This is a genomic window from Roseicyclus marinus, assembly GCF_030163795.1.
Classification (GTDB): domain Bacteria; phylum Pseudomonadota; class Alphaproteobacteria; order Rhodobacterales; family Rhodobacteraceae; genus Roseicyclus; species Roseicyclus marinus.
Map to the genome: position 1 here is coordinate 66142 of NZ_JASJOF010000002.1, position 22993 is coordinate 89134.

General features: G+C 57.6%; 19 protein-coding genes and 8 pseudogenes. 18 read left to right on the forward strand and 9 right to left on the reverse strand.

What is annotated here, in order from left to right; translation table 11 throughout:
* Nucleotides 1–3: 3 nt before the first annotated feature.
* Nucleotides 4–1347: an ABC transporter ATP-binding protein gene (locus tag QQK63_RS03120; RefSeq protein WP_277827637.1), complete on the reverse strand. Its 1344-nt coding sequence runs from the start codon at nt 1345–1347 to the stop codon at nt 4–6.
* A 120-nt stretch (nt 1348–1467) separates the two neighbouring features.
* Here QQK63_RS03120 and QQK63_RS03125 point away from each other — a divergent pair.
* Together QQK63_RS03125 and QQK63_RS03130 are read left to right on the forward strand one after the other, a co-directional pair.
* Nucleotides 1468–1672: pseudogene (locus QQK63_RS03125) on the forward strand (ATP-binding protein); the annotation flags it as partial.
* Between the two features lie 64 nt (nt 1673–1736).
* A pseudogene (locus tag QQK63_RS03130) lies at nt 1737–2327 on the forward strand (IS5 family transposase); the annotation flags it as partial.
* A 36-nt stretch (nt 2328–2363) separates the two neighbouring features.
* Here QQK63_RS03130 and QQK63_RS03135 read toward each other — a convergent pair.
* Nucleotides 2364–2657, reverse strand: a pseudogene (locus QQK63_RS03135) (integrase core domain-containing protein); the annotation flags it as partial.
* Nucleotides 2658–2793: 136 nt separating this feature from the next.
* Here QQK63_RS03135 and QQK63_RS03140 point away from each other — a divergent pair.
* Nucleotides 2794–4050 (forward strand): IS110 family RNA-guided transposase, encoded by a 1257-nt coding sequence (locus QQK63_RS03140; protein WP_277827635.1) that lies wholly within the window; start codon nt 2794–2796, stop codon nt 4048–4050.
* A gap of 234 nt (nt 4051–4284) precedes the next feature.
* Here the strand turns inward: QQK63_RS03140 and QQK63_RS03145 are convergent.
* Nucleotides 4285–5137, reverse strand: a pseudogene (locus QQK63_RS03145) (IS3 family transposase); the annotation flags it as partial.
* 70 nt (nt 5138–5207) lie between these two features.
* On the opposite strand from QQK63_RS03145, the pseudogene QQK63_RS03150 reads away from it, so the two are divergent.
* From QQK63_RS03150 to QQK63_RS03170, 5 genes and pseudogenes are all read left to right on the forward strand, one after another.
* Nucleotides 5208–5569 (forward strand): annotated as a pseudogene (locus QQK63_RS03150) (transposase); the annotation flags it as partial.
* Between the two features lie 182 nt (nt 5570–5751).
* A complete protein-coding gene (locus tag QQK63_RS03155; protein ID WP_277827633.1) occupies nt 5752–6561 on the forward strand; it encodes an ABC transporter permease in 810 nt (269 codons plus the stop codon).
* Nucleotides 6562–6575: 14 nt separating this feature from the next.
* Entirely contained in the window at nt 6576–7916 is a 1341-nt protein-coding gene (locus QQK63_RS03160) for an ABC transporter ATP-binding protein (RefSeq protein ID WP_277827631.1), read from the forward strand.
* A 30-nt stretch (nt 7917–7946) separates the two neighbouring features.
* Nucleotides 7947–8132 carry a hypothetical protein gene (locus QQK63_RS03165; RefSeq protein ID WP_277827629.1) on the forward strand — a complete coding sequence of 62 codons (186 nt, stop codon included), beginning with the start codon at nt 7947–7949 and terminating at the stop codon, nt 8130–8132.
* Nucleotides 8133–8159: 27 nt separating this feature from the next.
* Nucleotides 8160–8393, forward strand: coding sequence for a hypothetical protein (locus QQK63_RS03170; protein WP_277827627.1), 234 nt, complete (start codon nt 8160–8162; stop codon nt 8391–8393).
* Nucleotides 8394–8538: 145 nt separating this feature from the next.
* On the opposite strand, the gene istB is transcribed toward QQK63_RS03170, so the two are convergent.
* Both istB and istA read right to left on the reverse strand, forming a co-directional pair.
* Complete coding sequence (istB, locus tag QQK63_RS03175) at nt 8539–9309, reverse strand: IS21-like element helper ATPase IstB (RefSeq protein WP_277827625.1); 771 nt, start codon at nt 9307–9309, stop codon at nt 8539–8541.
* Nucleotides 9299–10834, reverse strand: a complete 1536-nt coding sequence (gene istA, locus QQK63_RS03180; protein WP_277827623.1) for an IS21 family transposase — start codon at nt 10832–10834, stop codon at nt 9299–9301. Before istA ends, istB begins: the two co-directional genes overlap by 11 nt.
* A 202-nt stretch (nt 10835–11036) precedes the next feature.
* Between istA and QQK63_RS03185 the strand changes: the two are divergent.
* Nucleotides 11037–11180: pseudogene (locus QQK63_RS03185) on the forward strand (integrase core domain-containing protein); the annotation flags it as partial.
* A gap of 188 nt (nt 11181–11368) precedes the next feature.
* On the opposite strand, the gene QQK63_RS03190 reads toward QQK63_RS03185, so the two are convergent.
* Nucleotides 11369–12178 carry a sulfotransferase domain-containing protein gene (locus tag QQK63_RS03190; protein ID WP_277827621.1) on the reverse strand — a complete coding sequence of 270 codons (810 nt, stop codon included), beginning with the start codon at nt 12176–12178 and terminating at the stop codon, nt 11369–11371.
* A 66-nt stretch (nt 12179–12244) separates the two neighbouring features.
* The gene (locus QQK63_RS03195) at nt 12245–13162 is read right to left on the reverse strand and encodes a methyltransferase domain-containing protein (RefSeq protein WP_277827619.1); all 918 of its coding nucleotides are present in this window, start codon (nt 13160–13162) and stop codon (nt 12245–12247) included.
* 463 nt (nt 13163–13625) lie between these two features.
* Here QQK63_RS03195 and QQK63_RS03200 point away from each other — a divergent pair, with 463 nt between their 5' ends.
* A complete protein-coding gene (locus tag QQK63_RS03200; protein WP_284283172.1) occupies nt 13626–13784 on the forward strand; it encodes a hypothetical protein in 159 nt (52 codons plus the stop codon).
* 153 nt (nt 13785–13937) lie between these two features.
* Here the strand turns inward: QQK63_RS03200 and QQK63_RS03205 are convergent.
* Nucleotides 13938–14147 (reverse strand): annotated as a pseudogene (locus tag QQK63_RS03205) (IS256 family transposase); the annotation flags it as partial.
* A 22-nt stretch (nt 14148–14169) separates the two neighbouring features.
* Nucleotides 14170–15317, reverse strand: a protein-coding gene (locus tag QQK63_RS03210; protein ID WP_277827615.1) for an IS3 family transposase whose coding sequence is annotated in 2 segments (ribosomal slippage) — nt 14170–15063 and nt 15066–15317 — 1146 coding nt in all. Because the reading frame shifts where the segments join, the coding sequence is not laid out codon by codon here.
* A 54-nt stretch (nt 15318–15371) separates the two neighbouring features.
* Here QQK63_RS03210 and QQK63_RS03215 point away from each other — a divergent pair.
* From QQK63_RS03215 to QQK63_RS03250, 8 genes and pseudogenes are all read left to right on the forward strand, one after another.
* Nucleotides 15372–16260 (forward strand): annotated as a pseudogene (locus QQK63_RS03215) (IS5 family transposase); the annotation flags it as partial.
* A 312-nt stretch (nt 16261–16572) separates the two neighbouring features.
* On the forward strand, nt 16573–17868 hold the full coding sequence (locus QQK63_RS03220; RefSeq protein ID WP_277827613.1) for a nucleotide sugar dehydrogenase: 1296 nt from the start codon (nt 16573–16575) through the stop codon (nt 17866–17868).
* 15 nt (nt 17869–17883) lie between these two features.
* On the forward strand, nt 17884–18831 hold the full coding sequence (locus QQK63_RS03225) for a Gfo/Idh/MocA family protein (RefSeq protein ID WP_277827611.1): 948 nt from the start codon (nt 17884–17886) through the stop codon (nt 18829–18831).
* Nucleotides 18828–19418 (forward strand): acyltransferase, encoded by a 591-nt coding sequence (locus QQK63_RS03230; RefSeq protein WP_277827609.1) that lies wholly within the window; start codon nt 18828–18830, stop codon nt 19416–19418. Before QQK63_RS03225 ends, QQK63_RS03230 begins: the two co-directional genes overlap by 4 nt.
* A 4-nt stretch (nt 19419–19422) precedes the next feature.
* Complete coding sequence (locus tag QQK63_RS03235) at nt 19423–20544, forward strand: DegT/DnrJ/EryC1/StrS family aminotransferase (RefSeq protein ID WP_277827607.1); 1122 nt, start codon at nt 19423–19425, stop codon at nt 20542–20544.
* Between the two features lie 87 nt (nt 20545–20631).
* Nucleotides 20632–21810, forward strand: coding sequence for a glycosyltransferase (locus QQK63_RS03240; protein WP_277827605.1), 1179 nt, complete (start codon nt 20632–20634; stop codon nt 21808–21810).
* Nucleotides 21807–22397 (forward strand): sugar transferase, encoded by a 591-nt coding sequence (locus QQK63_RS03245; protein WP_277827602.1) that lies wholly within the window; start codon nt 21807–21809, stop codon nt 22395–22397. The genes QQK63_RS03240 and QQK63_RS03245 overlap by 4 nt, the downstream gene beginning before the upstream one ends.
* A complete protein-coding gene (locus QQK63_RS03250; RefSeq protein ID WP_277827600.1) occupies nt 22394–22987 on the forward strand; it encodes an acetyltransferase in 594 nt (197 codons plus the stop codon). The genes QQK63_RS03245 and QQK63_RS03250 overlap by 4 nt, the downstream gene beginning before the upstream one ends.
* Nucleotides 22988–22993: the final 6 nt, after the last annotated feature.

Below are 22993 nucleotides of genomic sequence, written 5' to 3' on the forward strand. Positions count from 1 at the left end.
TGCCTAGACCCAGGCATCAATTCGGGCCGGCTCTGGCGGCATGCCCTTATGAACCCACTCCCCCTCAAGGTGAACATAAGGAGGGTCGCTATAGTTGGTGGGAGGAACCCTTAACTTGCATGTGTCCTCCGCGATGGCCAGAACCGCACCAGTATCAGGACAGATCAGACCAAAGAACATCAGGTACTCTCCGATCCCGACATTGAGCTTTGCCTTGGTCAATACCAAGGGTAACCGTTCGTTCCCAGATATGTAGAATTCTGGGCCAAGGGCACGAAAAAGATAAGACCCAAGAATTGAAAAACCCCAGGCACAAAGTTGCGCGCGCCTTGCAGGAGCCGCAACGCTCTGTTCAGCCTCCAAGTCGAGCTGCAATTTTCCGCCCACCTGGCACAAGACATATTGCGCTGTTTTTGAGCGGCGGATGCGCAGACTCAGGCCATCCTGAAGGCTCGACGACACGGTCTCAATCATCTGGTGAAATTTATCGATCACTACTTCACTGTTCTGAAAGAGATCTTCCTCCGCATCATCTGCGCCGCGCGCGACAGACAGCTCGTTTGTTTGTGCAACCGCAACACCACGCGCTGCATTATATTCGGCCATGAAGACCTCATAGCGCTCGATCACTTCTTGTGCCTCGCCATCCGCCATCAAGACACCATCATTGATCCAGAGCACGCGATCACAGAACTCATTCACCTGTGCCAGCGAATGCGAGACGAGCAAAAGTGTGGAATTCTCAACCAGATTGCGCATACGCTCTGCGCTTTTGCGTGCGAAATAACCATCACCAGCGCCCATCACTTCATCGACGACAAGAACATCAGGTCGGATCGCGGTCGCGGTCGCAAATTCGAGCCGGGCGTGCATGCCAAGCGAATATGTTTTAAGCGGATAGTGAATGAATTTGCCCAGCTCGACAAAATCAAGGATGTCCTCAATGAACCGATCATGCTCTGCGGGATCAAGCCCATTATACAGAAGCGAATTGCGAATATTTTCAAGCCCGGTCAATTCGGGACTGAAGCCAAAACCGGTTTGCATCAGAGCCTGACACTGACCATTCAGTGTAATAGTGCCTGAGGAGGGGCTAGTTTGGCCGATCACCAGCCGCAGCAGGGTCGTTTTGCCAGAGCCGTTGCGGCCGATAACTCCAATCTTTTCGCTCGGTTGAATTGAAAAGGAGACTTCCTTGAGAGCCGTTTTAACTTCGCGCGGAGCCTGATCCGATTTTCTCAATCGCTTGAACAGCGGCAAGTTCGCCCAGAAAGCGGCACTAGCATTGTGATGCAGCTCAAATACTTTGGAGACATTTTCAAAGACGACGACAGGCGTATTGCTCATCTTGCAATCCTCGGTCAGGACGAGGCGATCCATAAGTGCTTACCTGGATAGTTGCAACGCGCAATTCGGCGCGGCCAAGCAGTGATACCTCTGGATACGCTGACCTATGAGAGCATACAGTCCTTCTCGACCGTTGAGCTGGTCAACGCGCTGGAACAAGAAAAGGCCCAAGGAAAGGCTGGCAAAATCGCCGAGACGTTGGAAAACCGACCTAGTGATCTTGGAAGATTCGGGATATCTGCCGTTCAGCACCTCAGGTGGGGCCTTGCTGTTCCACCTGCTGAGCAAGCTCAAAGAGCGCACCAGCATCGTCATCACAACCAACCGGCTCTGTTGCACAAATCGCGTGAGGGATTCATCTCGTGAATCCAGCGTGGTAGCTGGTCTGCATGAGCAGACCCACACGCCCGACCTACAGGACCAGGAACTGGCCAGCCTATAACGAAGCGCTCAAGCGCCGGGGCTCGCTGACGATCTGGTTAGACCCCGATATTAGCTGGGATGGCGTGCCGACGGGCAGGCGTGGCCGCCAGCAGACCTACAGCGATACTGCCATTCAGACCTGCCTGACGATGAAGGTGCTGTTCGGCATGGCACTCCGGCAGACGACCGGGTTCGTTGAGAGCCTGCTGCGGCTGGTTGGCCTCGACTGGACGGTGCCCGACTTCAGCACGCTGTCTCGTCGTCAGAAGACCTTGGCTGTCAACATCCCCTACCCGGGCTCAAATGGGCCGCTGCACCTGCTGATCGACGGCACTGGTATCAAGGTCTAGGGCGAAGGCGAATGGCACGCCCGCAAGCATGGCGGCCCCAAGCGGCGAGTCTGGCGCAAGATCCATCTCAGGATTGATGAGGAAGCACTGGAGATCCGCGCTGTCGAGATCACCGGGAGCCACGTCGGTGATGCGCCGGTGCTGCCCGATCTTCTCAGTCAGATCCCAGCGGACCAGGAGATCGGCAGCGTCACGGCCGAGGGCGCCAATGGAGTGCCCCCACTGAGTGGTCCGGTTTCATTGTTAGTGCATAGTGGGTCTCCAATCCATCGGGATGATGCTTTCCGGGGCTGGCGGGCGATAGCCGAGGGCGCTGTGCGGACGGACGGTGTTGTAGTGGACACGCCACTGCTCGATGACGATCCTGGCCTCGCGGACGGAGTAGAAGATCTCGCCGTTGAGCAATTCGTCCCTGAGCCGCGCGTTGAAGCTCTCGACGTAGCCATTCTCCCAGGGTGAGCCCGGCTCGATGTAGGCTGTCCTGGCGCCGACCGCGGCGATCCAATCCCGGACGGCTGTGGCGACGAACTCAGGACCATAGCACGTCGGGAAGAAGCGCTGTCGACAGGTTATGGCCGCGCGCGCAGCCCTCAGTTAGCGCAGCGTGTGGCCATAACCGGGTCTCAGGTCTCAACAGTGGTTTTGCACAACCACACCGCTGAGGAGACCGGCTATGACCACCACCCATTCTATCGCGCCGACCTTGCTGGTCGCCATCGACATTTCCAAGCATCGCCATGAAGTGCTGATCGGCATCCCGGGCAAAACACGCCGCCGACGCTTGACGGTCACGAACACTCTACCAGACTTCGAGCGGCTGTGCTTAGCCCTCGCGAGTTACGATCTGCCTGTTCGGATCGGGTTCGAGGCAACCGGCAACTATCACCGGCCGCTCGCCCATCATCTCGGCCGGGCAGGGTTCGAGCTGAAGCTCGTCTCCTCTGTCGGATTGGCGCGGACACGGGAGGCCCTGCACAATAGCTGGGACAAGAACGACCCGAAGGACGCCCAAGTCATCCTGCACATGCTGGAGATCGGCGCCGTGCAGTTCTTTCACGATCCGATGGTGGTCGGGACATCCGACATCCAGGAGCTGTCGAAGACCCATGAGATTGTGTCGCGATCGAAGACCGAGCTCTGGCACCGCATCCTAACCCACTACCTGCCGCTCTACTTTCCCGAGGCTGAGCGGTTTCATCGAAGCTCACGGACGGATTGGTTCCTTGCGTTCCTCGAGAAGTATCCATCGCCACATATGATCTCCGCCATGGACCGGGACGCCTTCATTGCTGATGCTTGGGATGTCGTCGGCCGGAAGGTCTCTAAAGAACGATTGCTTTCAGATATTTACGCAACAGCCGTTGGTTCGGTCGGGCTTCCCGTCCACCCGGACTCAGATGCGGTGCGCATGTTCCGCCTCGTTCTCGCAGAGGGCCGCAGCCTGGTCCGGCAGCGGGATCAGATTGAAGCGCGGGCGGTTGAGTTGCTGTCGGACATACCCGACTACCAGTTGCTGACGACCATCCCAGGCATCGGCCCGATCAACGCCATGACCATCCTCGCTGAGGCTGGCGATCTGCGCCGTTTCCGCCATCACCGCCAGTTCCTGAAGTTCTGCGGCATGGATCTCGCAACCGTCCAGTCCGGCATGTTCCGCGGGCAGAGCCGCATCTCGAAGTACGGCAATGCCCGGCTGCGGCGCACGCTCTGGATGGCCGGCCAGACCGCCGTTCTCAAGCGGACCAATAGCTTCCGCGACAAGTTCGAACGCTACATCTCTAAGGACCGAGACAATGCCCATCTGCGCCGCAAGGCCTATACCGCGATCGCGGCCAAGATGGCGCGCACCGTACACGCCGTGGTCAATCATGGCGAACCCTATCGCCCCTTCTTCGAAGGGGTGAGCCCAGGCGGAAGGACCTCTCTCTGACGAGCCGTGGAGGCAGCTAACTGACCTCGTAGATAATGTTCGGGCCTTCTGCTTGGGATTTGGGATCTCGTATTAAGGACGGTGACGGCCGCCGCCGCGCGTACCCTGTGTTTGCTATGGAAGAGACCATTTCTTGACGGCAGAGCCCGTCTGGGCAACCTTAATAGGGCATCCGGGACACCGGATGTCCCATGACCTGCTGACCTAAGCAGCCAGATCTTCCCGACATAGGACGTTGTCGGACCTGATGTGGTCGGGGACGCCACGCAGGATGAACTGATCCGACAGAACGTCGATCACATCAGTGGACCGTAGCCTTCGATCGATCCTGATCGCCAGGCATTCCCGGGTGAACTCGTCGAGTATGACAAGGATGCTATACGGTCGCCCGTCATGGGTTCGGTCCTGAACGAAGTCGTAGGACCAGACATGGTTCGGCCGCTCCGGCCTGAGCCGGATGCAGGAGCCATCGTTCAGCCAGAGCCGGCTCCGCTTCTTCTGTTTTGGTGGGACCTTCAGCCCTTTGCGCTGCCAGATACGCTCGACCCTCTTGTGGTTCACGTGCCAGCCCGCCTGGTTCAGCAGCGCCGTCACCGGCCTGTAGCCGTAACGGCCATATTGCGTCGCCAGTTCGATGATGTCTGCCGTCAGACGATCTTCATCCGGGCGGCCTCGCGGAACTTTGCGCTGTGTCGAGCGGTGCTGCCCGAGCGTGCGGCAGGCGCGGCGCTCCGATATGCCAAGCGTCTGCCGCACGCGGTCGATGCACTGCCTGCGGCGCGAAGGGCTCAGAAGTTTCGCTGCGCGGACCTGCGGTTCCCCGCGCTGCCTCGGTCAGGATCAGCTTGTCGAGCGTCAGGTCCGAGACGGCACGCCTCAGTCGGGCATTCTCCTTCTCCAGCTCTTTTAGCCGCTTCAGCTGATCCCGGCTCATGCCGCCGTACTGGCGACGCAACCGATAGTACGTCTGCTGAGTCATACCGACCTGGCGCACCGCCTCCGCAACGCTCATGCCCTGACCCTGCAGCACTTCAACCTGCCTCAGCTTCATCACAATGTCTTCAGGCTTCTCTCGCTTCCCAGCCATCTCCTGGTCCTCCAATCTGAGGGGCAAATCTACCCCAGTTGGTGGACCACTTCAGTGGGGGCAATCCACCTACGACACTCGCAAATGCTACGATGCCATCGCTGACCGCGGCGCCCATGCCGTCATCCCGCCCCGCAAAAACGCCAAACCGTGGAAGACTGGCACCGCAGGAGCCATGGCCCGAAACGAGGCCCTGCGCGCAGCGAAATACCTTGGCGAGGCCCTCTGGCGACGATGGAGCGGATACCACCGCCGAAGCTGCGTCGAGACGAAAATGCACTGCGTGAACCGAAGGTCCGCCAAGCGAAACTTCTGGGCCAGCAGCTCATGGCGCGAGACTTTGATCGCCAGGTCGCCGAGCTTCATGTCCGTGTCGCCGTACTGAACGGCTACACCGCGCTCGGCATACCTGTCACAGAGGCCGCAGGATAAGTCTGTCCGGGGAAAGGGTAGCCCCGGCCGTCAGCCGATTTTTGCAACAGAGCCCTACGTCACTATCCGATTTTCCGGGAGCAGCTCATATTGCTTTGCACAGGGGAGATTAGTCCGTTAGAGCATCGACAACACATAAGGCCGAGCCGGTCGATCCAACACATATTGTGAACGAGCCACCCATGAGTGATAAAATCAGCCGTGACATTTCCAGCGCCTTGCGGACGATCTGGAGGCAACGACGCCTTTTGATCAACACCACACGTGCAGACATTCAGAACCAGTTTGCAGGAACAGCGCTGGGATTGCTCTGGGTCGTCCTAGGTCCAATGACGCTGCTGGCGCTTTATACGATTATCTATGCCTTTATCTTCAGAGTGCGGGTACCAGACTACACGGTGCAGGAATATATCCTGAACGTTTTCTCCGGCCTTGTTCCATTCCTTGCTTTCAGCCAGGCACTTGCAATGTCCGCGACAGTCATGAGGCGCGATCAGAAACTGCTCTTCAGCAGCTATCCGAACATTTTTATTCCCATCAAGGCGGTGCTGACCTCTTATGTAATCGTTGGCGTAGGCACGCTGTTGATTTTTTTGGGCGATCTGGCGGTCTCTGAAGTCACCTGGACCTTGCTCTTGGTTCCGATCGTAATGCTGCTGCAAATGATCTTCTCAATCGGCATCGGGATGATCATCGCGCTGTTCTCGGTTGTGCTGAAAGACATCGAAGTGATGATACAGTACATCACCATTGCGTTGCTTGTGATCACGCCAATCGCTTACACGCCGGAAATGATCCCCAGCGGGTTGAAACCGCTGCTCTATGTCAACCCGCTTTTCTATTTCACCTATTCCAACCAGTATCTGATCTTAGTAAACGAGCTGCCGCCTATCCATATCATGGTGATTGCAACCTTCCTTTCCGCATCTGCATTTTTCACCGGATTGTGGTTCTTTACACGAGCGCGGCAGGCGCTCAATGATCTTCTATGATCAGGACGTGGTCGATGCTGTATGCTCCAGAGCACAATGAACCAAGTGACGACGTCGCAATTCAGATAACCGGCTTGCACAAGTTCTATCCGGTTTTTCCTTCGGCCAGGCATCGCCTGCGCTATCTGAACTCTGCCATTTTTGGCGGTATGGAGCGTGCCATTGAACATGCTGAGAAGGTGCGGGCCATCAACGGGCTCTCCCTGACGATCCGGCGCGGCGAACGCGTTGGGATCATCGGGCGCAATGGCGCCGGAAAAAGTACCCTCCTGAAGCTGCTTGCCGGCGGCTTCAAGCCAAATAAGGGCACAATAGAGATCAATGGTGAAATCTATTCTCTAATGCCCGGAAATGTCTCGTTTTCCGCAGAGATGTCCGCACATGACAATGCCCGCAACTATCTGGCGCAATTCGGATTTGATAATGAGACCATCACCGAGAAAACCCGTGAGATCGAGGAATTTGTCGAGCTTGGTAACTATTTCTATCAGCCTTTGAAGAACTATTCTCTGGGCATGCGCGTGCGCACGGAGTTTGCCGCAGCCACATGTCTGAACGCTGAGATCTTGATTATCGACGAGGTTCTTGGCGCAGGCGATGCGTATTGGACCGCAAAATGCGCACGCCGCATGGAAGAGCTGTGCCGACAGGGGCGCACCTTGCTCTTTGTGTCTCACGCGCTCGATCAGGTGATGAAATTCTGTGAACGCTGCATTTGGATCGATCAGGGCAATGTGGTCATGGAAGGCTCCAGCTTTGAAGTCAGCCGCCGCTATGAGGGCTTTCTAGAGCGGTTGAGCTGGCATACAGGCGATGTGGAAGACAAACAGGCTGTCCTAGAAGAGATCGTACCTAATCTGGGCGATGTGACCCTGCCTGCCAGCGGTCAGGACGTAGTGCGCTGGCCTGGTCTGGGTGAGGTGGAATTCACCGGCATCTGGATCAATGATCAGGGGGTGAGCGCTGCCGAGATGACTGTGAATGACATACTGGAGCTGCGCCTCGGGCTGGCTGTAAAAACAGAAGCCTCCCGTGTGCTGCGTATCGTGGTGACCTTCTGGGACGGCCATGGCAAGCGGGTGGCTATTTTGGAAAACACCGCCCTCACCTTGCAGGGCGCGGGTGAGATCACAGCAAGCCTCAGCCGGGGGCAATTGGGGGCGGGCAGCTATATGCTGACCTTCTCGCTTTTTTCGCTTGATGCCGGGGGCAGCACGGCAAGAGAAAGCGCATCACGCCAAGATGTGATTTACAAATCTGTCGCCTTGACAGTGCTGCCATCTTCCCGGACGTCTGAAACTTGCTTGGACGGCTACAGATTTGGCGTGCATCTGTCCGGCGCGCCTTGCACATGACAGGGTTTTGAAGAACGTGGCAAGAGATCGATGAAATTTCTGAAGCGCCGCAAGGCGGACCCCAAGGACAGCGCCGGGCAACGTGCCGAGCCCGCTTTGCCGCTTCTGAACTGCCGAGAAAACTTTGATCCAGAGGCGCTTGCCGGCAATCTGCCCGCCCTGGCGGGCCAGATCAGCGAGGCAGCGACCGCGCTGCAAGGGCGCGCGCAGAACTAGCTCTACGAGATTGCCTATAAGGCGCAGATGCTTGCCACCTATTTTGCCCATATCTCGCTGGGCGCCCGCAACGAAATCTACAGCGACACGATCAGCCATAGTGCGCAGCGCCTGCAGATGTTCACTCAGATTCATAATCTACTCATGAAGCAACTTGCCTCCGATATCCCCTATGTCTACGAGACCGGCTATCTACATCAGGGAAACGACGGGCTGGTGCTGATGGGATCGCGCGATGCCGAGCATCGCTATCATAATTAGCCCGGCCTGAAGAAGTCACAACGCATTGATTTTGTTTTATGATGTGCAGTGTTGATTTCCACGCAGAACTGAGCCGGGTTTTCCGTCGAGAAGTGAGCCACCTCTGATTATGGATTTTGGGTCAGTCGTGGGTCAAGGACGGGTTTCACTCCTTCTTTTTGGTGGCTGCGGCGGCTGAGCTTGCCTTGAACCGGAAGCTGTCGTTTCCGGTTTCAAGGATGTGACAGCGGTGGGTGAGGCGGTCGAGCAGCGCGGTGGTCATCTTGGCATCGCCGAAGACTGTGGCCCATTCGCTGAAGCTCAGGTTCGTCGTGATGACGACGCTGGTTCGCTCGTAGAGTTTGCTGAGCAGATGGAACAGCAGCGCCCCGCCTGATGCACTGAACGGCAGGTATCCGAGCTCGTCCAGGATGACGAGGTCGAGCTTGGTCAGGCTCTCGGCGATATGCCCGGCCTTTCCTTTGGCCTTTTCCTGCTCGAGGGTATTGACCAACTCGATGGTCGAGAAGAAGCGCACCTTGCGACGATGGTGCTCCACGGCCTGGATGCCAAGGGCGGTTGCGACGTGCGTCTTGCCGGTGCCCGGGCCTCCGATCAGGACGATGTTCTGGGCAGCATCCATGAACTCGCAGCGATGGAGGGTTCGTACGGTGGCCTCGTTGATCTCGCTGGCCGCAAAGTCAAAGCCGGATAGGTCTTTGTAGGCCGGGAAGCGTGCCGCCTTCATGTGATACGCGATGGAACGGACCTCGCGTTCGGCCAGTTCGGCCTTCAGCAGTTGCGACAGGATCGGTATGGCCGCCTCGAAGGCAGGGGCCCCCTGTTCGATGAGATCCTCAACGGCTTGGGCCATGCCATACATCTTCAAGCTACGCAGCATGATGACGATGGCTGCGGCGGCAGGGTCATGACGCATGGTGACCTCCCGCAGCGATCTGGCTGCGCAGGACATCATAGCGCTCGACATTGGCCTTGGGCTCACGCCGTAGGGTCAGCGCTTGTGGGGTATCCAGCGGTGGGCCATCGATGACCTTGGCGTCGACCAGGCGGTGCAGGATGTTCAGCACATGCGTCTTGGTCGGCACGCCCTCGGCCAAGGCCAATTCCACGGCAGTCAGCACGGCCTGCTCATCGTGGTGCAGCACCAAGGCAAGGATGTCGACCATCTCGCGATCGCCGCCGGGCTTGCGGAGCATTTGGTCCTGCAACTGCCTGAAGGCCGCCGGCAACTCCAGGAATGGCGCCCCATTCCGAAGTGCCCCAGGCTTGCGCTGCACCACTGCCAGGTAATGTCGCCAGTCGTAGATTGTCTTCGCAGGGTGCTTGTGACTGCGCTCGATCACCCGCGTATGTTCGCACAGGACATTGCCCTCGGCCGCCACGATCAGCCGGTCGGGATAGACCCGAAGACTGACGGGCCGGTTCGCAAAAGATGCCGGAACGCTGTAACGGTTACGCTCGAAGCTGATCAGACAGGTGGGCGAGACGCGCTTGCTTACCTCGACGAAGCCGTCAAAGGCGACCGGCAGGGGCATCAGGGCGGCCCGTTCCTCAGCCCAGACATCCGCGATTGTTCCGGGCAATGTGCCATGGGCAGTCTCGCGCCAGAGCGCGATGCACCGCTGTTCGAGCCACATGTTCAATGCAGTCAGGTCGGGGAAGTCCGGCATGGATTGAAGCATTTGATGACGAGAGTCGCGGACGTTCTTCTCGACCTGCCCCTTCTCCCACCCCGCCGCTGGATTGCAAAACTCGGGCTCGAAGACGTAGTGGTTCGCCATCGCCAAGAAGCGGATGTTGACCTTCCGCTCCTTGCCGCGACCGACACGATCCACCGCCGTCCGCATGTTGTCGTAAATGCCGCGCTCAGGCACACCGCCAAAGACCCTGAACGCGTGCCAGTGGGCATCAAACAGCATCTCGTGGGTCTGCAAGGGATAGGCCCGCACAAGGAAGGCCCGGCTGTGCGACAGCTTGATGTGGGCGACCTGGAGCTTCATGCGATCGCCGCCGACAACCGCATGGTCCTCACTCCAGTCAAACTGGAACGCCTCGCCAGGGCGGAAAGCCAAGGGCACGAAGGTCCCACGGCCCGTGGTTTGTTGCTCGCGATGCCGCTCGGCGCGCCATTGCCGCGCAAAGGCCGCTACACGATTGTAGGAGCCCGTGAAGCCCAGTGTCACCAAATCGGCATGCATATTCTTCAGCGTCTGCCGTTCCTTGCGTGGCCTGCCGGCATTGGTCTTCAGCCAGCCCGCAAGCTTTTCGGCAAAGGGATCAAGCTTGCTCGGCCGATCCGGCGTCGCAAACTTGGGCTCGATCGTATCCGCCGCCAGGTGTTTGGCCACGGTGTTGCGCGACAGGCCCGTGCGGCGCGAAATCTCCCGGATCGAAAGCTTCTGCCGCAAGTGCATCCGGCGGATGATGTTCAAAAGTCCCATGTGGATCACTCCGTTGCCCCCGATGCTCGTCGCGTTCGGGGGAAGGTTCACATGGCTCAATTCTCAGTGGAAATTATGCGCCTACCCGGCTCAGTTCTGGGTGGAAATCAACACCACGGTGGCTGGGTTCGTGGGAATGCTCCTTCTGCAAACTAGGACCAGTATACGGTCCCTTCTCAGGAGCGGGGCCGTCTTCCCCATCAACGCACGGCTCCGTAACGAATGCCTGAACGAGCACCTCTTCGTCGGGCTGCGCCATGCCCGCCAATTGATTGCGGCATGGCGCAACGACTACAATCACCACCGCCCGCACACGAGCCTCGATGGGCTCACGCAACGGGAATAATTCAACCGGTCAGAGAAGGACCAAACACGGAACCGACTTAACTTCTGATCGAGGACAATCCGGGGATCAGGTCAGCTTCTCCAGCTTCCCAGCCATCTCCTGGTCCTCCAATTTGAGGAGCAAATCTACCCCGGTTGGTGGACCACTTCAGTGGGGGCACTCCAGTCAATCCATTTTTTATCTTAACATTATTCATCCAGTCCAGATAGCTTAAATAGGCGATGCCGATAATCGGCGACGATTGCCTCAGATAGATCAAGCGGATAACCCCATCTTTCTAAATAACCTGAAAACCGCCTATTAACATCTGCCAAGATGTGACTGGGCATCTCTTCAAGGAAATTTCCCCAGCCGCCTGTTCTAAAATGAGACGTTTCAACTCTGTACCGGATATCCAGTCCCTCCTTTTTGAGTTTACTTAATTGATGTTGCTCAACACAGTAGTGTAAATGTTTGTGATCAACATCATACCCCAAACGCCGCAATAATCGGCTGAACTCATGCTGTGGGCTGGCGTTCAAACGCTCATAGCGAACAATTGGAACACCACGTGCTGCAAATTCCTCTGCGAATGTATGAAGGCGATGGGCCGGTACACAGCGTGACAAAAACCACTCATAGTAAAACGCATCAAAGTCATCGTAATAGCTTCGCGTCATCGAGCGCCGCCACTGATCCGTGTTGGCATAGTGAAAATAAGACACGATTATGTCCCGAATATCACGAATCAAGCAAATACCGCTTACGAAATCAGTTCGCTCTCTCATATATGATTCGAAGGGGTCATGAATTGACAGGACGCCACCGATATTGAACTCATCAACTGTCAATACAGGACTTACATCAAAATATTTGCAAAGAAGGGATTGCACCCAAGTATTACCGCACTTAGGGATGCCAAAAATAACGAGCTTCCCGTTTTGTACTTCACGAAAATCAGGAGGAAATACATCATAGTTAATTGATTGCGGATCAAGCATCATTTCATTTACAGTCATCTAACACCCCCCATCGGTATCGATTAAAAAATATGTAACCCCAACGCAGATCATTACACTAAATTCTCAAATTGGCGCACGAAAGAAAAACGTCGTTCGGCGCCTATCGCGTGCAGGAAGGTTAAAGACACGCCGCCCATCCAATGCCTGCAACCCTTTGATCTCGTAAATATAGTGGATCCACTTCCAATGCGGCAATAGATCATGGTCGTATACGTAAAGGCTTGGATCCGTTTCATCATGTCGAGCCATGACATCAAAGCCGGCATCTCTGAAAGCCTGCTCAACAGTATTCGGCTGCCGCAAGATATGATAGCTAAACTCATCAAGCTGAACACGCACAAGCGTTCCTAGCGTTGGCTCCGTTGACCTGTCAATTATTACTAAACCACCAGGATTTGTTATCTCGAGGAGCTGACGTGCGAAAGCACTTAACTCGTCGCAAAACATGATACACGCTCTCCCCATGACAACGTCGAATTTTCGTCCAACTTTGTCAAACAAATTGTCTTTGTTTAAGTCATAGTGTTCTACACGATCAAATCCATGATGTTTGCGCGCATAGTCCAACGCAGATTGATTGATTTCGGTGAACGAAGTTGACATCGAAAAAGAGTCGGCATACCATTTTGCAAAATGCCCATTGCCACCCGAGATGTCTAGCAAACTCTTACCTTTTAACGGCAAACCCTTTGGAGAAACGAAGCGCTCGTGGAACTCTTGCGCCTCCTCAATGGCCAATTTGACATGTATGTCCGTTGTGAAGTAATCATACATCTTGGCTTCATCGAGGTGGATCTGCTTTTTTAGGTCGTCGTATGGCAACCAACGTAGGGGATATCGCTCTCTTTGAATTGGCCTTGCATCACCACATGCGATACAGACATGCCAAAAACGTTTGTAAGTGGAGATTGAGATAAAAGATTGCCCATCGCAATTTTTACATGAATTGTACTTCGCAAGCCCTGCTTTATTATTTCGCATGCGTGGAACCCTTTGCGAGCGGTTGTCCAATATGCCCAACCTCCGAAATAAGATCGAGCATAGCGCTATGCTATGCCCTGCTGGACTTGCAAGGTCAAGGACATGCACGCTACTCATAAGTCGATCTGCGGCGTTCGTTCGCATTTTTTGGCATTTATCGATATCTCTAAGTAGGCCCTTCTTCCGCATGAGCACAATTCAGTGGACAGCTTGCCATGGGAAATGTCCCAGTCGATGTCGAACTTCTCAGATTGAAGGGTGGCGTTACTGTCCCTGAGCCGTAGGCTCGGGGTGTTCAATCCAACGGAGAGATGCAGTAACAGGGTGCGTCCAAGGAATTACCGTAGCGCATTAATCGAGCAGGTTTGGTGAGGTGTCGTTGCCCTTGGCACGCTGTTCGACCTGTCGCGGGGTCGTGCGATGAGGCGCGTCAAACGATTTATGGAAACGAAAGGGCAACAATGTGGATGTGTATATCGGACTAGACGTCTCGCTGGCAACCACGGCGATCTGCGCGGTGTCTGCGCAGGGCAGGATCGTCAGGGATATGACAGCGGCGAGCGAAACGCAGCTGCTGGTGGCGGCATTGAAGCAGATGCCTCGGGTGAAGTGGTCGCTGTGACCCTCGAGGCCGGCCCTTTGTCTCAGTGGCTTTTCAAATTCCTGACTGAGGCCGGCTTTGCAGCCGATGTGATGGAAACGCGTCACGAGGTTGTGTCTCGAAAGCTGTGGAGCTTCCCCGTGGCACGCTCCGGACACATGATGGATCGGTGTTTCAGGCTGCGAGGTCAAGGGGCATGGGTTCGAGGGGCTGAGATAGGGTTTCCCAGCCGTCGACCTTGCGCATCTGGATTTCGCCGGATGCGAGCAGCGCCCAGAGGAGCATCGGCACGGTCTCGGCGCAGGGCAGTACGGTCTGGCTCTTGATGCGGCGGCGGAACTCCTCATTAATGCGCTCGCTTCCGTTGGTGGTCCGGGTGGACTTGCCCGACTTTTGTGGAGAGCGTTTAGCTCACTTCCCTTGCCTTTCGCTCGAAGGCGATGGGGCTCTGGAAGCCGAGCGATGAATGTCGCCTGACGGGGTTATAGAACCCGTCGATGTATCTGGCGACGGCGTTTTCGGCCTGCTGACGGGATTGCCATGCTACAGGCCAGATTAGCTCCGACTTGATGGTCTTGAAGAAGGTTTCGACCATCGAGTTGTCGTAGCAGTTTCCGCGCCCGCTCATTGAGATCAGGATACCGCGTTTGCGGAGCAGCGCCTGATAGTCGACCGAGCAGTATTGCGATCCGCGGTCGGAATGGTGAACCAGCCCCGGCGCGGGGTTGCGAGCCACGAGAGCACGACGCAGGGCTTCGACGGCGAGGTCGCGCTTCAGGCGGTCACTCGTGGCCCAGCCGACGACGCGGCGCGAGAAGAGGTCCAGCACGACGGCGAGGTAGAGCCAGCCTTCTGCCGTCCAGATGTAGGAGATGTCCGCCCCCCACTTCCTGTCCGGGCCGTCCGTTGTGAAGTTCTGCGCCAAAAGATTGGGCGCAACGGGCCAGGCATGTTCGCTGTCCGTCGTACGCTTGAACCGTCGCTTTTGCCGCGCGATCAACTGGTTCTCGCGCATCAGTCGTGCCGCGCGATGCCGTCCGATCTCATGGCCCTCGTCGACGAGATCGCGGTGCATGCGCGGGCTACCGTAGGTGCCGTTCGATAGCGCGAAGGCCGTACGGATATGCGCCAGATAGACCATGTCCTGCTGCTGGCGGCGACAAGCCGGGCGGTCCTGCCAGGCGAAGAAGCCGCTCTGGCTGACGCCCAGGACACGGCACATCCGGCTGATCGGGAAGCTAGCCTTCTCCGCCTCGATGAAGCCGAAGGTCATCGACTTCCCTCTTTCGCGAAAAGGGCCACGGCTTTTTTTAGGATGTCGCGCGCCTGCTTCAGGACCGCATTCTCCCGCCGCAGCCGCTTCAGCTCGGCATGCACATCAACCGGCGCCTCGCTCGGCTCGCTGGCGTCGCGCTCCAAGCTCAGCCACCGCGTCAACGTCGACAGGCCAATGCCGAGATCCTCTGCGATCTCCCGACGCGTCCGGCCGCTGGTCAGTGCCAGACGCACCGCTTCACGCCGAAACTCCGGCGTCGGTCTGTTCCCGTTTCCCATAGAACACCTCCTGGTTCCTCAGTTGGTGCTCTCCACTTTTTCCGGGCAAGTCCACGCTGGCGCAAGCGGATCGGCGAGGAGTGTGTGGAATGGCTGCTGACTAAGACGATCGAGGCAGGCCGCGACGCCGGGGTGATCTCGGAGCAGAGCGTCGAGGCGGTGATCGTGGACACCACGGTGATGGAAAAGGCGATTGCCCACCCGACGGACGCGCGGCTTTACGAGAAGGCGCGTACGCGCCTAGTGGCGCTCGTGCAGAAGGCCGGGCTGTCCTTGCGGCAGAGCTATGCGCGGCTCGCGCCGCGGCTGTCGGGCCAGGTCGGACGCTATGCCCATGACCGCCAGCTCAAGCGGATGCGCAAGGCGCTGCGGCGACTGAAGGGCTATACCGGCCGTGTCATGCGGGACATCCAGCGCCAGCTGGACGGCATCGCGGACGTGGCCCTGCGGCAATGGCTTGAGGCGGAGATCGCCCTCGTGGACCGGCTGCTGCGGCAGAAACCGAAGGACAGCGGCAAACTCTATGCACCGCACGAGCCGGAGGTCGACTGCGTCTTCAAGGGCAAGGCGCGGGTGCGCTAAGAGTTCGGGACCTAGGTATCGGTTGCGACGACGGACAAGGAGGGGTTGATCGTTGGGATGGGCTCGATGCTGGGTAACCCCTATGACGGGCATACGCTGCGAGAGGCGCTGGAGCAGGTGGAGATTCTGACCGAAACACGCACCCAAGCAGGCCTTCGTGGATCGCGGCTATCCGAGCCACGGCGTACAGGCCATGGCGGTCTACATCGCAGGGCAGAAACACGGGATGATCCCGGCGCTCAGGCGCGACCTGCGTCGACGCAACGCCATCGAACCAGCTATTGGGCACATGAAGACGGATGGCCGCCTCTCCCGCTGTGCCCTGAAGGGCACGCTCGGTGACGCGCTCCAAGCGGTCCTGTGAGGCTTTTACCATATCATACGCATGATACTGGCCCACCTCAAGGCTCTTTAGGCCGAATTCCTAGCGTTGCTGATGGCGATCTTCTCCGCGACCGGCGCGCCAGCGGTGCGAAATCTGGCTTCAGGGCGTTCGCGACGTGATGTTCAGCGTCGACTAAACTAAATTACCCGAAAAGCTGTCCAAGAGTTGGGGAGTAGCTCAACGAAACCGGCAGCAAGCCACCTGACCCTAGGTATAATCGAGATTGTACTCACCCCGATCTATAGAATATGAGAGCGTCGACCATCAGAGTTTTATTGGGATGTCTGGATGAATTTTCCTGAAAAAGTCTCCGCGAAAACCGCCAAAATCGGTGTCCTCGGTCTAGGGTACGTAGGCATTCCCCTTGCAATGCGTGTCCATGAAGTAGGTCTACCCGTGCTCGGCTTTGACATCGACACTCGCCGTGTTGATCAGCTCAACTCCGGTCAATCCCCGATCAAGCATCTGTCTGGCGACGACATTAAAGCCATGGTCGACGGCCGCTTCGAAGCAACCACAGACTTCTCGCGCGCCGCTGAATGCGATGCGCTGCTGATCTGCGTGCCGACACCGCTCGACAAGACCCGCGAACCGGATCTAAGCTTTGTCACCGCCACGATGGATATGATCGCGCCGTACTTGCGCAAAGGTCAGATGATCTCGCTGGAGAGCACAACATGGCCCGGCACCACGCGCGAAGTGCTGCTGCCCTATCTGGAAAAGGCCGGCCTGACCGCTGGCACAGACGCTTATCTCGTTTACTCGCCCGAACGCGAAGACCCCGGCAACCCGAATTTCAACACCCAGACCATCCCGAAGGTCGTTGGCGGTCATACGCCTGCCTGTCTTGAGGCTGGCACCGCGCTTTATGGCGCATTTATCGACCATGTGGTGCCTGTGTCCTCGACCGCTGCTGCCGAGATGGTCAAGCTGCTGGAAAACATCCACCGCTCAATCAATATTGGCCTCGTAAATGAGCTGAAGATCGTCACGGACGCGATGGGTCTCGATATTTTCGAGATCGTGGATGCCGCCAAGACCAAGCCCTTCGGCTTTACCGCCTATTACCCCGGCCCGGGCATTGGCGGGCACTGTATCCCGATCGATCCGTTCTATCTGACATGGAAAGCGCGCGAATTTGGCCTGCATACCCGCTTCATCGAGCTGGCAGGCGAGATAAACGCCTCCATGCCGCAATACGTAGTCGACAAGACCGTTCGTGCACTCAACGAGGCGGGCAAATCGCTAAAGGGCGCAAAGATCTTGGCACTTGGTATAGCCTATAAGCGCGACGTAGATGACATGCGTGAAAGCCCCAGCGTTTTCGTGATGGAGCTGCTGCGCGACTGGGGTGCGGATGTGGCATATTCGGACCCGAATGTACCGGTTTTCCCGGAGATGCGTGAGCATGATTTCGATTTGTCCTCCGTGGACCTGACGCCCGAAAGCCTTTCCAGTTATGACGCTGTGATCCTCCTCACTGACCACACGGATTTCGACTACGACATGATCCGCGAACATGCGCCCATTCTTGTCGATACACGTGGCAAGTTCCGCAGCGATACTCGCGTTGTGCGCGCGTGAAGAAAAGAGACCGACATGACCAATTATGCTCTGATCGGCGCAGCCGGTTACATCGCTCCGCGCCACCTGAAAGCGATGAAGGAAACCGGCGGCATCCTGCAGGCGGCCTATGACATCAATGACAGCGTCGGCATCATGGACAGCCATTTCCCCGATGCCGCCTTCTTCACCGAGTTCGAACGCTTCGACGCCCATGTGCATGATCTGAAGACACGCGGCACGGGCATCGACTATGTTGGCATCTGTAGCCCCAACTACCTCCACAAATCACATATAGGTTTCGCCCTGCGCGCGGGCGCGGATGCGATCTGCGAAAAGCCGCTGGTACTGAATCCGTCTGATATCGACGATCTGGAAAAGCTGGAGACCGAGACCGGGCAGCGCATTAACTCGATCCTTCAACTTCGTCTGCACCACGCGATCATCGCGCTGAAAGAGAAAATCGCCAATGGCCCAAAGGACAAGATCTACGATGTGGATCTGGGCTACTTCACCTCGCGCGGCGCGTGGTATCACGCCTCCTGGAAGGGCTTCGATCAAAAGTCCGGCGGCATCGCCACGAATATCGGCGTGCATTTCTACGACATGCTGAGCTTTGTCTTCGGCCCGATCAAAGAAAATATCGTGCATCACCGCGGCGCGGATGCGGCGGCGGGCTATCTGGAGTTCGCGCACGCACGCGTGCGCTGGGTGTTATCCATTAACCGTGATCACCTGCCTGCGCATACACCTGCGGGCCAGACGACGCATCGCTCCATCACTGTCGAGGGCGAAGAGATGGAATTCTCCGGCGGCTTCACCGATTTGCATACGGCGTCCTACCAGAACGTGCTTGACGGCAATGGCTACGGTTTGGATGTGGTGCGCCCCTCCATCGAGATAGTCTCCCATATCCGTACAGCGCCCATCGAGCCCTCCAGAGGCGAGCAGCACCCAGACATCAAGAAGGTTCTCGCCGGATGATTGCGGACGGCGCAAAGGTTCACGCAGACGCCTTCGTCCACGAAAGCGCCTATGTGGATGCGCCCTCCTATATCGGTGCAGGCAGCAAGCTTTGGCATTTCGTCCATGTGCTGGGCCACACCCATATCGGAGCCAATTGCTCGCTCGGGCAAAATGTTATGGCAGGTCCACATGTAACCATCGGCAATGGGTGTAAAATCCAGAACAACGTCGCGCTCTATAAAGGTGTGACATTGGAGGATGACGTCTTTTGCGGGCCGTCTTGCGTCTTCACCAATGTGCTGACCCCTCGCGCTCATGTGCAGCGTAAGGACGAGTTTGGCGAAACGCTGGTCAAACGTGGGGCGACGATCGGTGCCAATGCCACCATCGTTTGCGGTAATACGCTGGGTGCATATTGCATGATCGCGGCTGGCGCGGTTGTGACAAAGGATGTTCCCGATCATGCGCTGATGGCAGGTGTTCCGGCCAAGCGCATCGGCTGGGTCAGCCGTACGGGCGAGCGTCTGGGCGATGACTTGACCTGCCCGCGCACCGGCGAACGCTATGCCGAAGAAAACGGCACACTCATGCTCATCTCGGAGTAATCCCATGCAGTTCATCGATCTTGCCGCCCAGCAGGCCCGTATCCGCGAAAAAATCGACACGCGCATTGCAGCTGTGCTGGATCACGGCGCCTACATCCTCGGCCCGGAAGTGGATGAGCTGGAGGAAAAGCTGGCGGCGTTCTGTGGTGCGAAACATGCGATCACCTGCGCCAATGGCACCGATGCACTGCAACTCGCGCTGATGGCGCTGGGTGTGCGGACAGGGGATGCGGTGTTTGTGCCGTCCTTCACTTTTGCCGCCACCGCCGAAGTGGTGCCGTGCATGGGTGCGACGCCCGTTTTCGTCGAGGTCGATCCGGTCTCTTTCAACATGGACGCAGGCAGCCTCAAACGCTGTATCACCCATGCCAAAGAGCAGGGTCTGACGCCCAAACTGGTAATCCCCGTCGATCTCTTCGGTCTGCCTGCCGATTACGACGCGCTAACCGAGCTCGCTGAGGCCGAAGGTCTCAAGATGATCGGCGACAGCGCGCAGGGTTGGGGTGGCACCTATCGTGGCCGCATGACGGGCACGTTCGGCGATCTGACGACCACATCCTTTTTTCCGGCCAAACCACTGGGCTGCTATGGCGATGGCGGCGCGATGTTCACCAATGATGATGATCTGGCAGAACTGCTGGTCTCGCTGCGCTTTCATGGCAAGGGCGACTATAAATACAACAATGTGCGCATCGGCATGAACTCGCGCCTCGACACGATTCAGGCGGCGATCCTGCTCGAAAAACTGGCGATCTACGCCGATGAGCTAGACGCGCGCCAGCGCATTGCTGACCGGTACACGGATGCGCTTCAGGATGTAATCGACACGCCTGTGGTGGGCAATGAATGCCGTTCGATCTGGGCACAATACACGCTGAAGACCCGCGATGGTCAGGACCGTGAGGCGATCATGGAGCGTCTTAAGGAGGCGGGTATTCCGAGCACCGTCTACTACCCGATGCCGCTCCATATGCAGAAGGCCTATGATCGCTTTCCGACCGATCCCGAGGGCTTGGCCACATCCGAAGCCATTGCCAAACAGGTCTTCTCCCTGCCCATGCATCCCTATTTAGAGCCTGATGCGCAGGAACAGGTCATCTCCGCACTGCGCGACGCGCTGGGATAACGCATGCGGGCATGGGTGATCAAAACAGGCGAGCCTGTTCCCTACCTGCCCGCAGAGTCCGGCGACCGTCTGTTTCGCACAGGTCTGATGGCGCAAACGCTTATGGATGCAGGCCATGAGGTGACGTGGTGGACTGGGCAGTTCCACCATCAGCTCAAGCATCACCGCGATGTGCAGCCCGATCGCGTGCTCAGACCATCGGAGGCAGGCCCTGACATGGTCTTTCTGTCCTCGCGCGGATACCGCTCGCATATCACGCCTGCGCGGTTTCTGGACCATGCGCAGGTACGGCGAGGTTTTCTGCGCCTTGCCTCGGACTTGCCTCGCCCGGATGTGATGATCTGTGCATGGCCGACGATTGATCTGGCCTATGCCGCCACCACGTTCGGCCGGGCGCATGGCATTCCGGTCGTGCTCGATATCCGCGATCTGTGGCCGGATATTTTCTACGAGCGCATCACTGCAAAAACAGGCCTGCCCTTTAAAGGGTATTTCTGGCCGTGGGAGCGGATGGGCAAGCGGGCCATGCAAAATGCCAATGCGGTGATTTCGATCACGCAAGGCATGCTGGACTGGGCGCACACACGTTTCGCGCGCGAAACAACGAACCTCGACAGGGTGTTCTACCAAAGCCAGAGCGCCACGCCAGCCGTGCCCGATGCTGAGTTCTGGCAAGCGCGCGGTGTCGATCTGGCCGCGCCCAAGACACGGTTGGTCTGGTCCGGCACGCTGATATCGCATCTCGATATCCAGACATTGCTCGCCGCCATCGAAACCCTGCCCCAGAGCGCCGCGGACAAGCTGGAATTCGTCTTTTGCGGCTCAGGCGACCTGACCCCGCGTATCGAAGAGATGGCCGCGCGCCTGCCACATGTGATCTACGGTGGATGGGTCAGCCAAAACGCGCTGAGCGCCCTTTACGAGGCCAGTCACATCGGCATGATCTGTTATCTCGACCGGTTCGATTTCCAACTGTCCATTCCCAACAAGGTGGCCGATTTCACTCGGTCGGGCCTGCGCACACTGACCAATCTCGATGGCGAATTGGACCGTGTGCTTGGACCCCATGATCTTCTGATCCGGTACAAAACCGGCGATGCGGATGATCTTGGGGCCGTGTTGCGCCGGATCGCGGACGAGCCGGAGCGGTATCGGGGAAAGACGGATGCGGGTCCCAGGCTCTTTTCCGAGTTGTTTGACGCCAAGGTCGTGATGGCCGAATTTGTGCGCTATGTGGAAGGCATTGCCGATCAGGGGGCCACATGAAGCGCGTCATTGACATTGCCGGGGCGGGGATAGGGCTGATCCTGTTTGCGCCTGTGCTCATTTTGCTCGCCGTGATGATCCGGCGCAATCTGGGATGGCCGGTGCTTTTTAGTCAGACGCGTCTGGGCCTGCATGGCAAACCCTTCGAGATGATCAAATTCCGCACCATGCGCGATGCCCTGAGCGCCGATGGCAGCCCATTACCCGATGCCGAGCGGATGACGCCTTTGGGGGCCAAGCTGCGCGCCTATTCGCTTGATGAACTGCCCGAGCTTTGGAATGTACTGAAAGGCGAGATGAGCCTTGTGGGTCCGCGGCCTTTGCTGATGGAATACCTCCCGCTCTATTCGCCGCGTCAGATGCGCCGTCATGAGGTCCGCCCCGGCGTGACCGGCTGGGCGCAGATCAACGGGCGCAATGCGGTCAGCTGGCCGGAGAAATTAGAAATGGATGTGTGGTATGTGGAAAACCGCTCGCTCTGGCTCGATCTGAAAATCATCGCGCTCACAATCCGCAAAGTGATAAAGCAGGACGGGATTTCCGCAGATGGCGAGGCGACCATGCCAAAGTTCAAGGGTGAGAGATGAACGCCCTGCGCATCATAGGTGCCGGCGGCCATGGACGGGTACTGGCCGATATCGCCGAAGGGATGGGCTATCGGGAAATCAGCTTTCTGGATGCCGGATATCCAAAGCTGCACGAAAGTGGCGCGTGGCCCGTCACTGGCAGACCAGAGGCACAGGACGAAGCCGATGTCGCGCTGGGGATCGGAGATAACGCGACGAGGCTGTCTTTTTTTGAGACCCTAACCCAGACGCCTGTGACGCTGATTCACCCTTCCGCAGTGGTGTCGCCTCATGCCGAGATCGGGGCGGGCAGTGTCATTTGTGCCGGCGCGGTCGTTGCCCCTTTCGCCAAACTGGGACAGGGATGTATCATCAACACCTGCGCCAGCGTCGATCATGATTGTGTGCTCAGCGACGGGGTGCATATCTCGCCTGGCGCGCGGCTTGGCGGCGGCGTGTTTGTTGGCGCGCGTACGTGGATCGGAATTGGCGCCGTGGTGCGCGAGTATAAATCCATCGGGAGTGATGTTATGGTCGGTGCGGGTGCGGCGGTGACACGCAATGTAGGGGATGGCGCGCGCATTGGCGGTGTGCCCGCCAAGGAATTTTAACGCATG

Bases quoted from the DNA above. Each gene is read 5' to 3' on its own strand.
- istA (WP_277827623.1), bottom strand. From the start codon at position 10,834: ATGGGACTTTTGAACATCATCCGCCGGATGCACTTGCGGCAGAAGCTT.
- QQK63_RS03250 (WP_277827600.1), top strand. From the start codon at position 22,394: ATGAACGCCCTGCGCATCATAGGTGCCGGCGGCCATGGACGGGTACTG.
- istB (WP_277827625.1), bottom strand. From the start codon at position 9,309: ATGCGTCATGACCCTGCCGCCGCAGCCATCGTCATCATGCTGCGTAGC.
- QQK63_RS03160 (WP_277827631.1), top strand. From the start codon at position 6,576: ATGCTGTATGCTCCAGAGCACAATGAACCAAGTGACGACGTCGCAATT.
- QQK63_RS03220 (WP_277827613.1), top strand. From the start codon at position 16,573: ATGAATTTTCCTGAAAAAGTCTCCGCGAAAACCGCCAAAATCGGTGTC.
- QQK63_RS03245 (WP_277827602.1), top strand. From the start codon at position 21,807: ATGAAGCGCGTCATTGACATTGCCGGGGCGGGGATAGGGCTGATCCTG.
- QQK63_RS03165 (WP_277827629.1), top strand. From the start codon at position 7,947: ATGAAATTTCTGAAGCGCCGCAAGGCGGACCCCAAGGACAGCGCCGGG.
- QQK63_RS03190 (WP_277827621.1), bottom strand. From the start codon at position 12,178: ATGACTGTAAATGAAATGATGCTTGATCCGCAATCAATTAACTATGAT.
- QQK63_RS03170 (WP_277827627.1), top strand. From the start codon at position 8,160: ATGCTTGCCACCTATTTTGCCCATATCTCGCTGGGCGCCCGCAACGAA.
- QQK63_RS03230 (WP_277827609.1), top strand. From the start codon at position 18,828: ATGATTGCGGACGGCGCAAAGGTTCACGCAGACGCCTTCGTCCACGAA.
- QQK63_RS03120 (WP_277827637.1), bottom strand. From the start codon at position 1,347: ATGAGCAATACGCCTGTCGTCGTCTTTGAAAATGTCTCCAAAGTATTT.
- QQK63_RS03235 (WP_277827607.1), top strand. From the start codon at position 19,423: ATGCAGTTCATCGATCTTGCCGCCCAGCAGGCCCGTATCCGCGAAAAA.
- QQK63_RS03225 (WP_277827611.1), top strand. From the start codon at position 17,884: ATGACCAATTATGCTCTGATCGGCGCAGCCGGTTACATCGCTCCGCGC.
- QQK63_RS03195 (WP_277827619.1), bottom strand. From the start codon at position 13,162: ATGCGAAATAATAAAGCAGGGCTTGCGAAGTACAATTCATGTAAAAAT.
- QQK63_RS03140 (WP_277827635.1), top strand. From the start codon at position 2,794: ATGACCACCACCCATTCTATCGCGCCGACCTTGCTGGTCGCCATCGAC.
- QQK63_RS03240 (WP_277827605.1), top strand. From the start codon at position 20,632: ATGGCGCAAACGCTTATGGATGCAGGCCATGAGGTGACGTGGTGGACT.
- QQK63_RS03155 (WP_277827633.1), top strand. From the start codon at position 5,752: ATGAGTGATAAAATCAGCCGTGACATTTCCAGCGCCTTGCGGACGATC.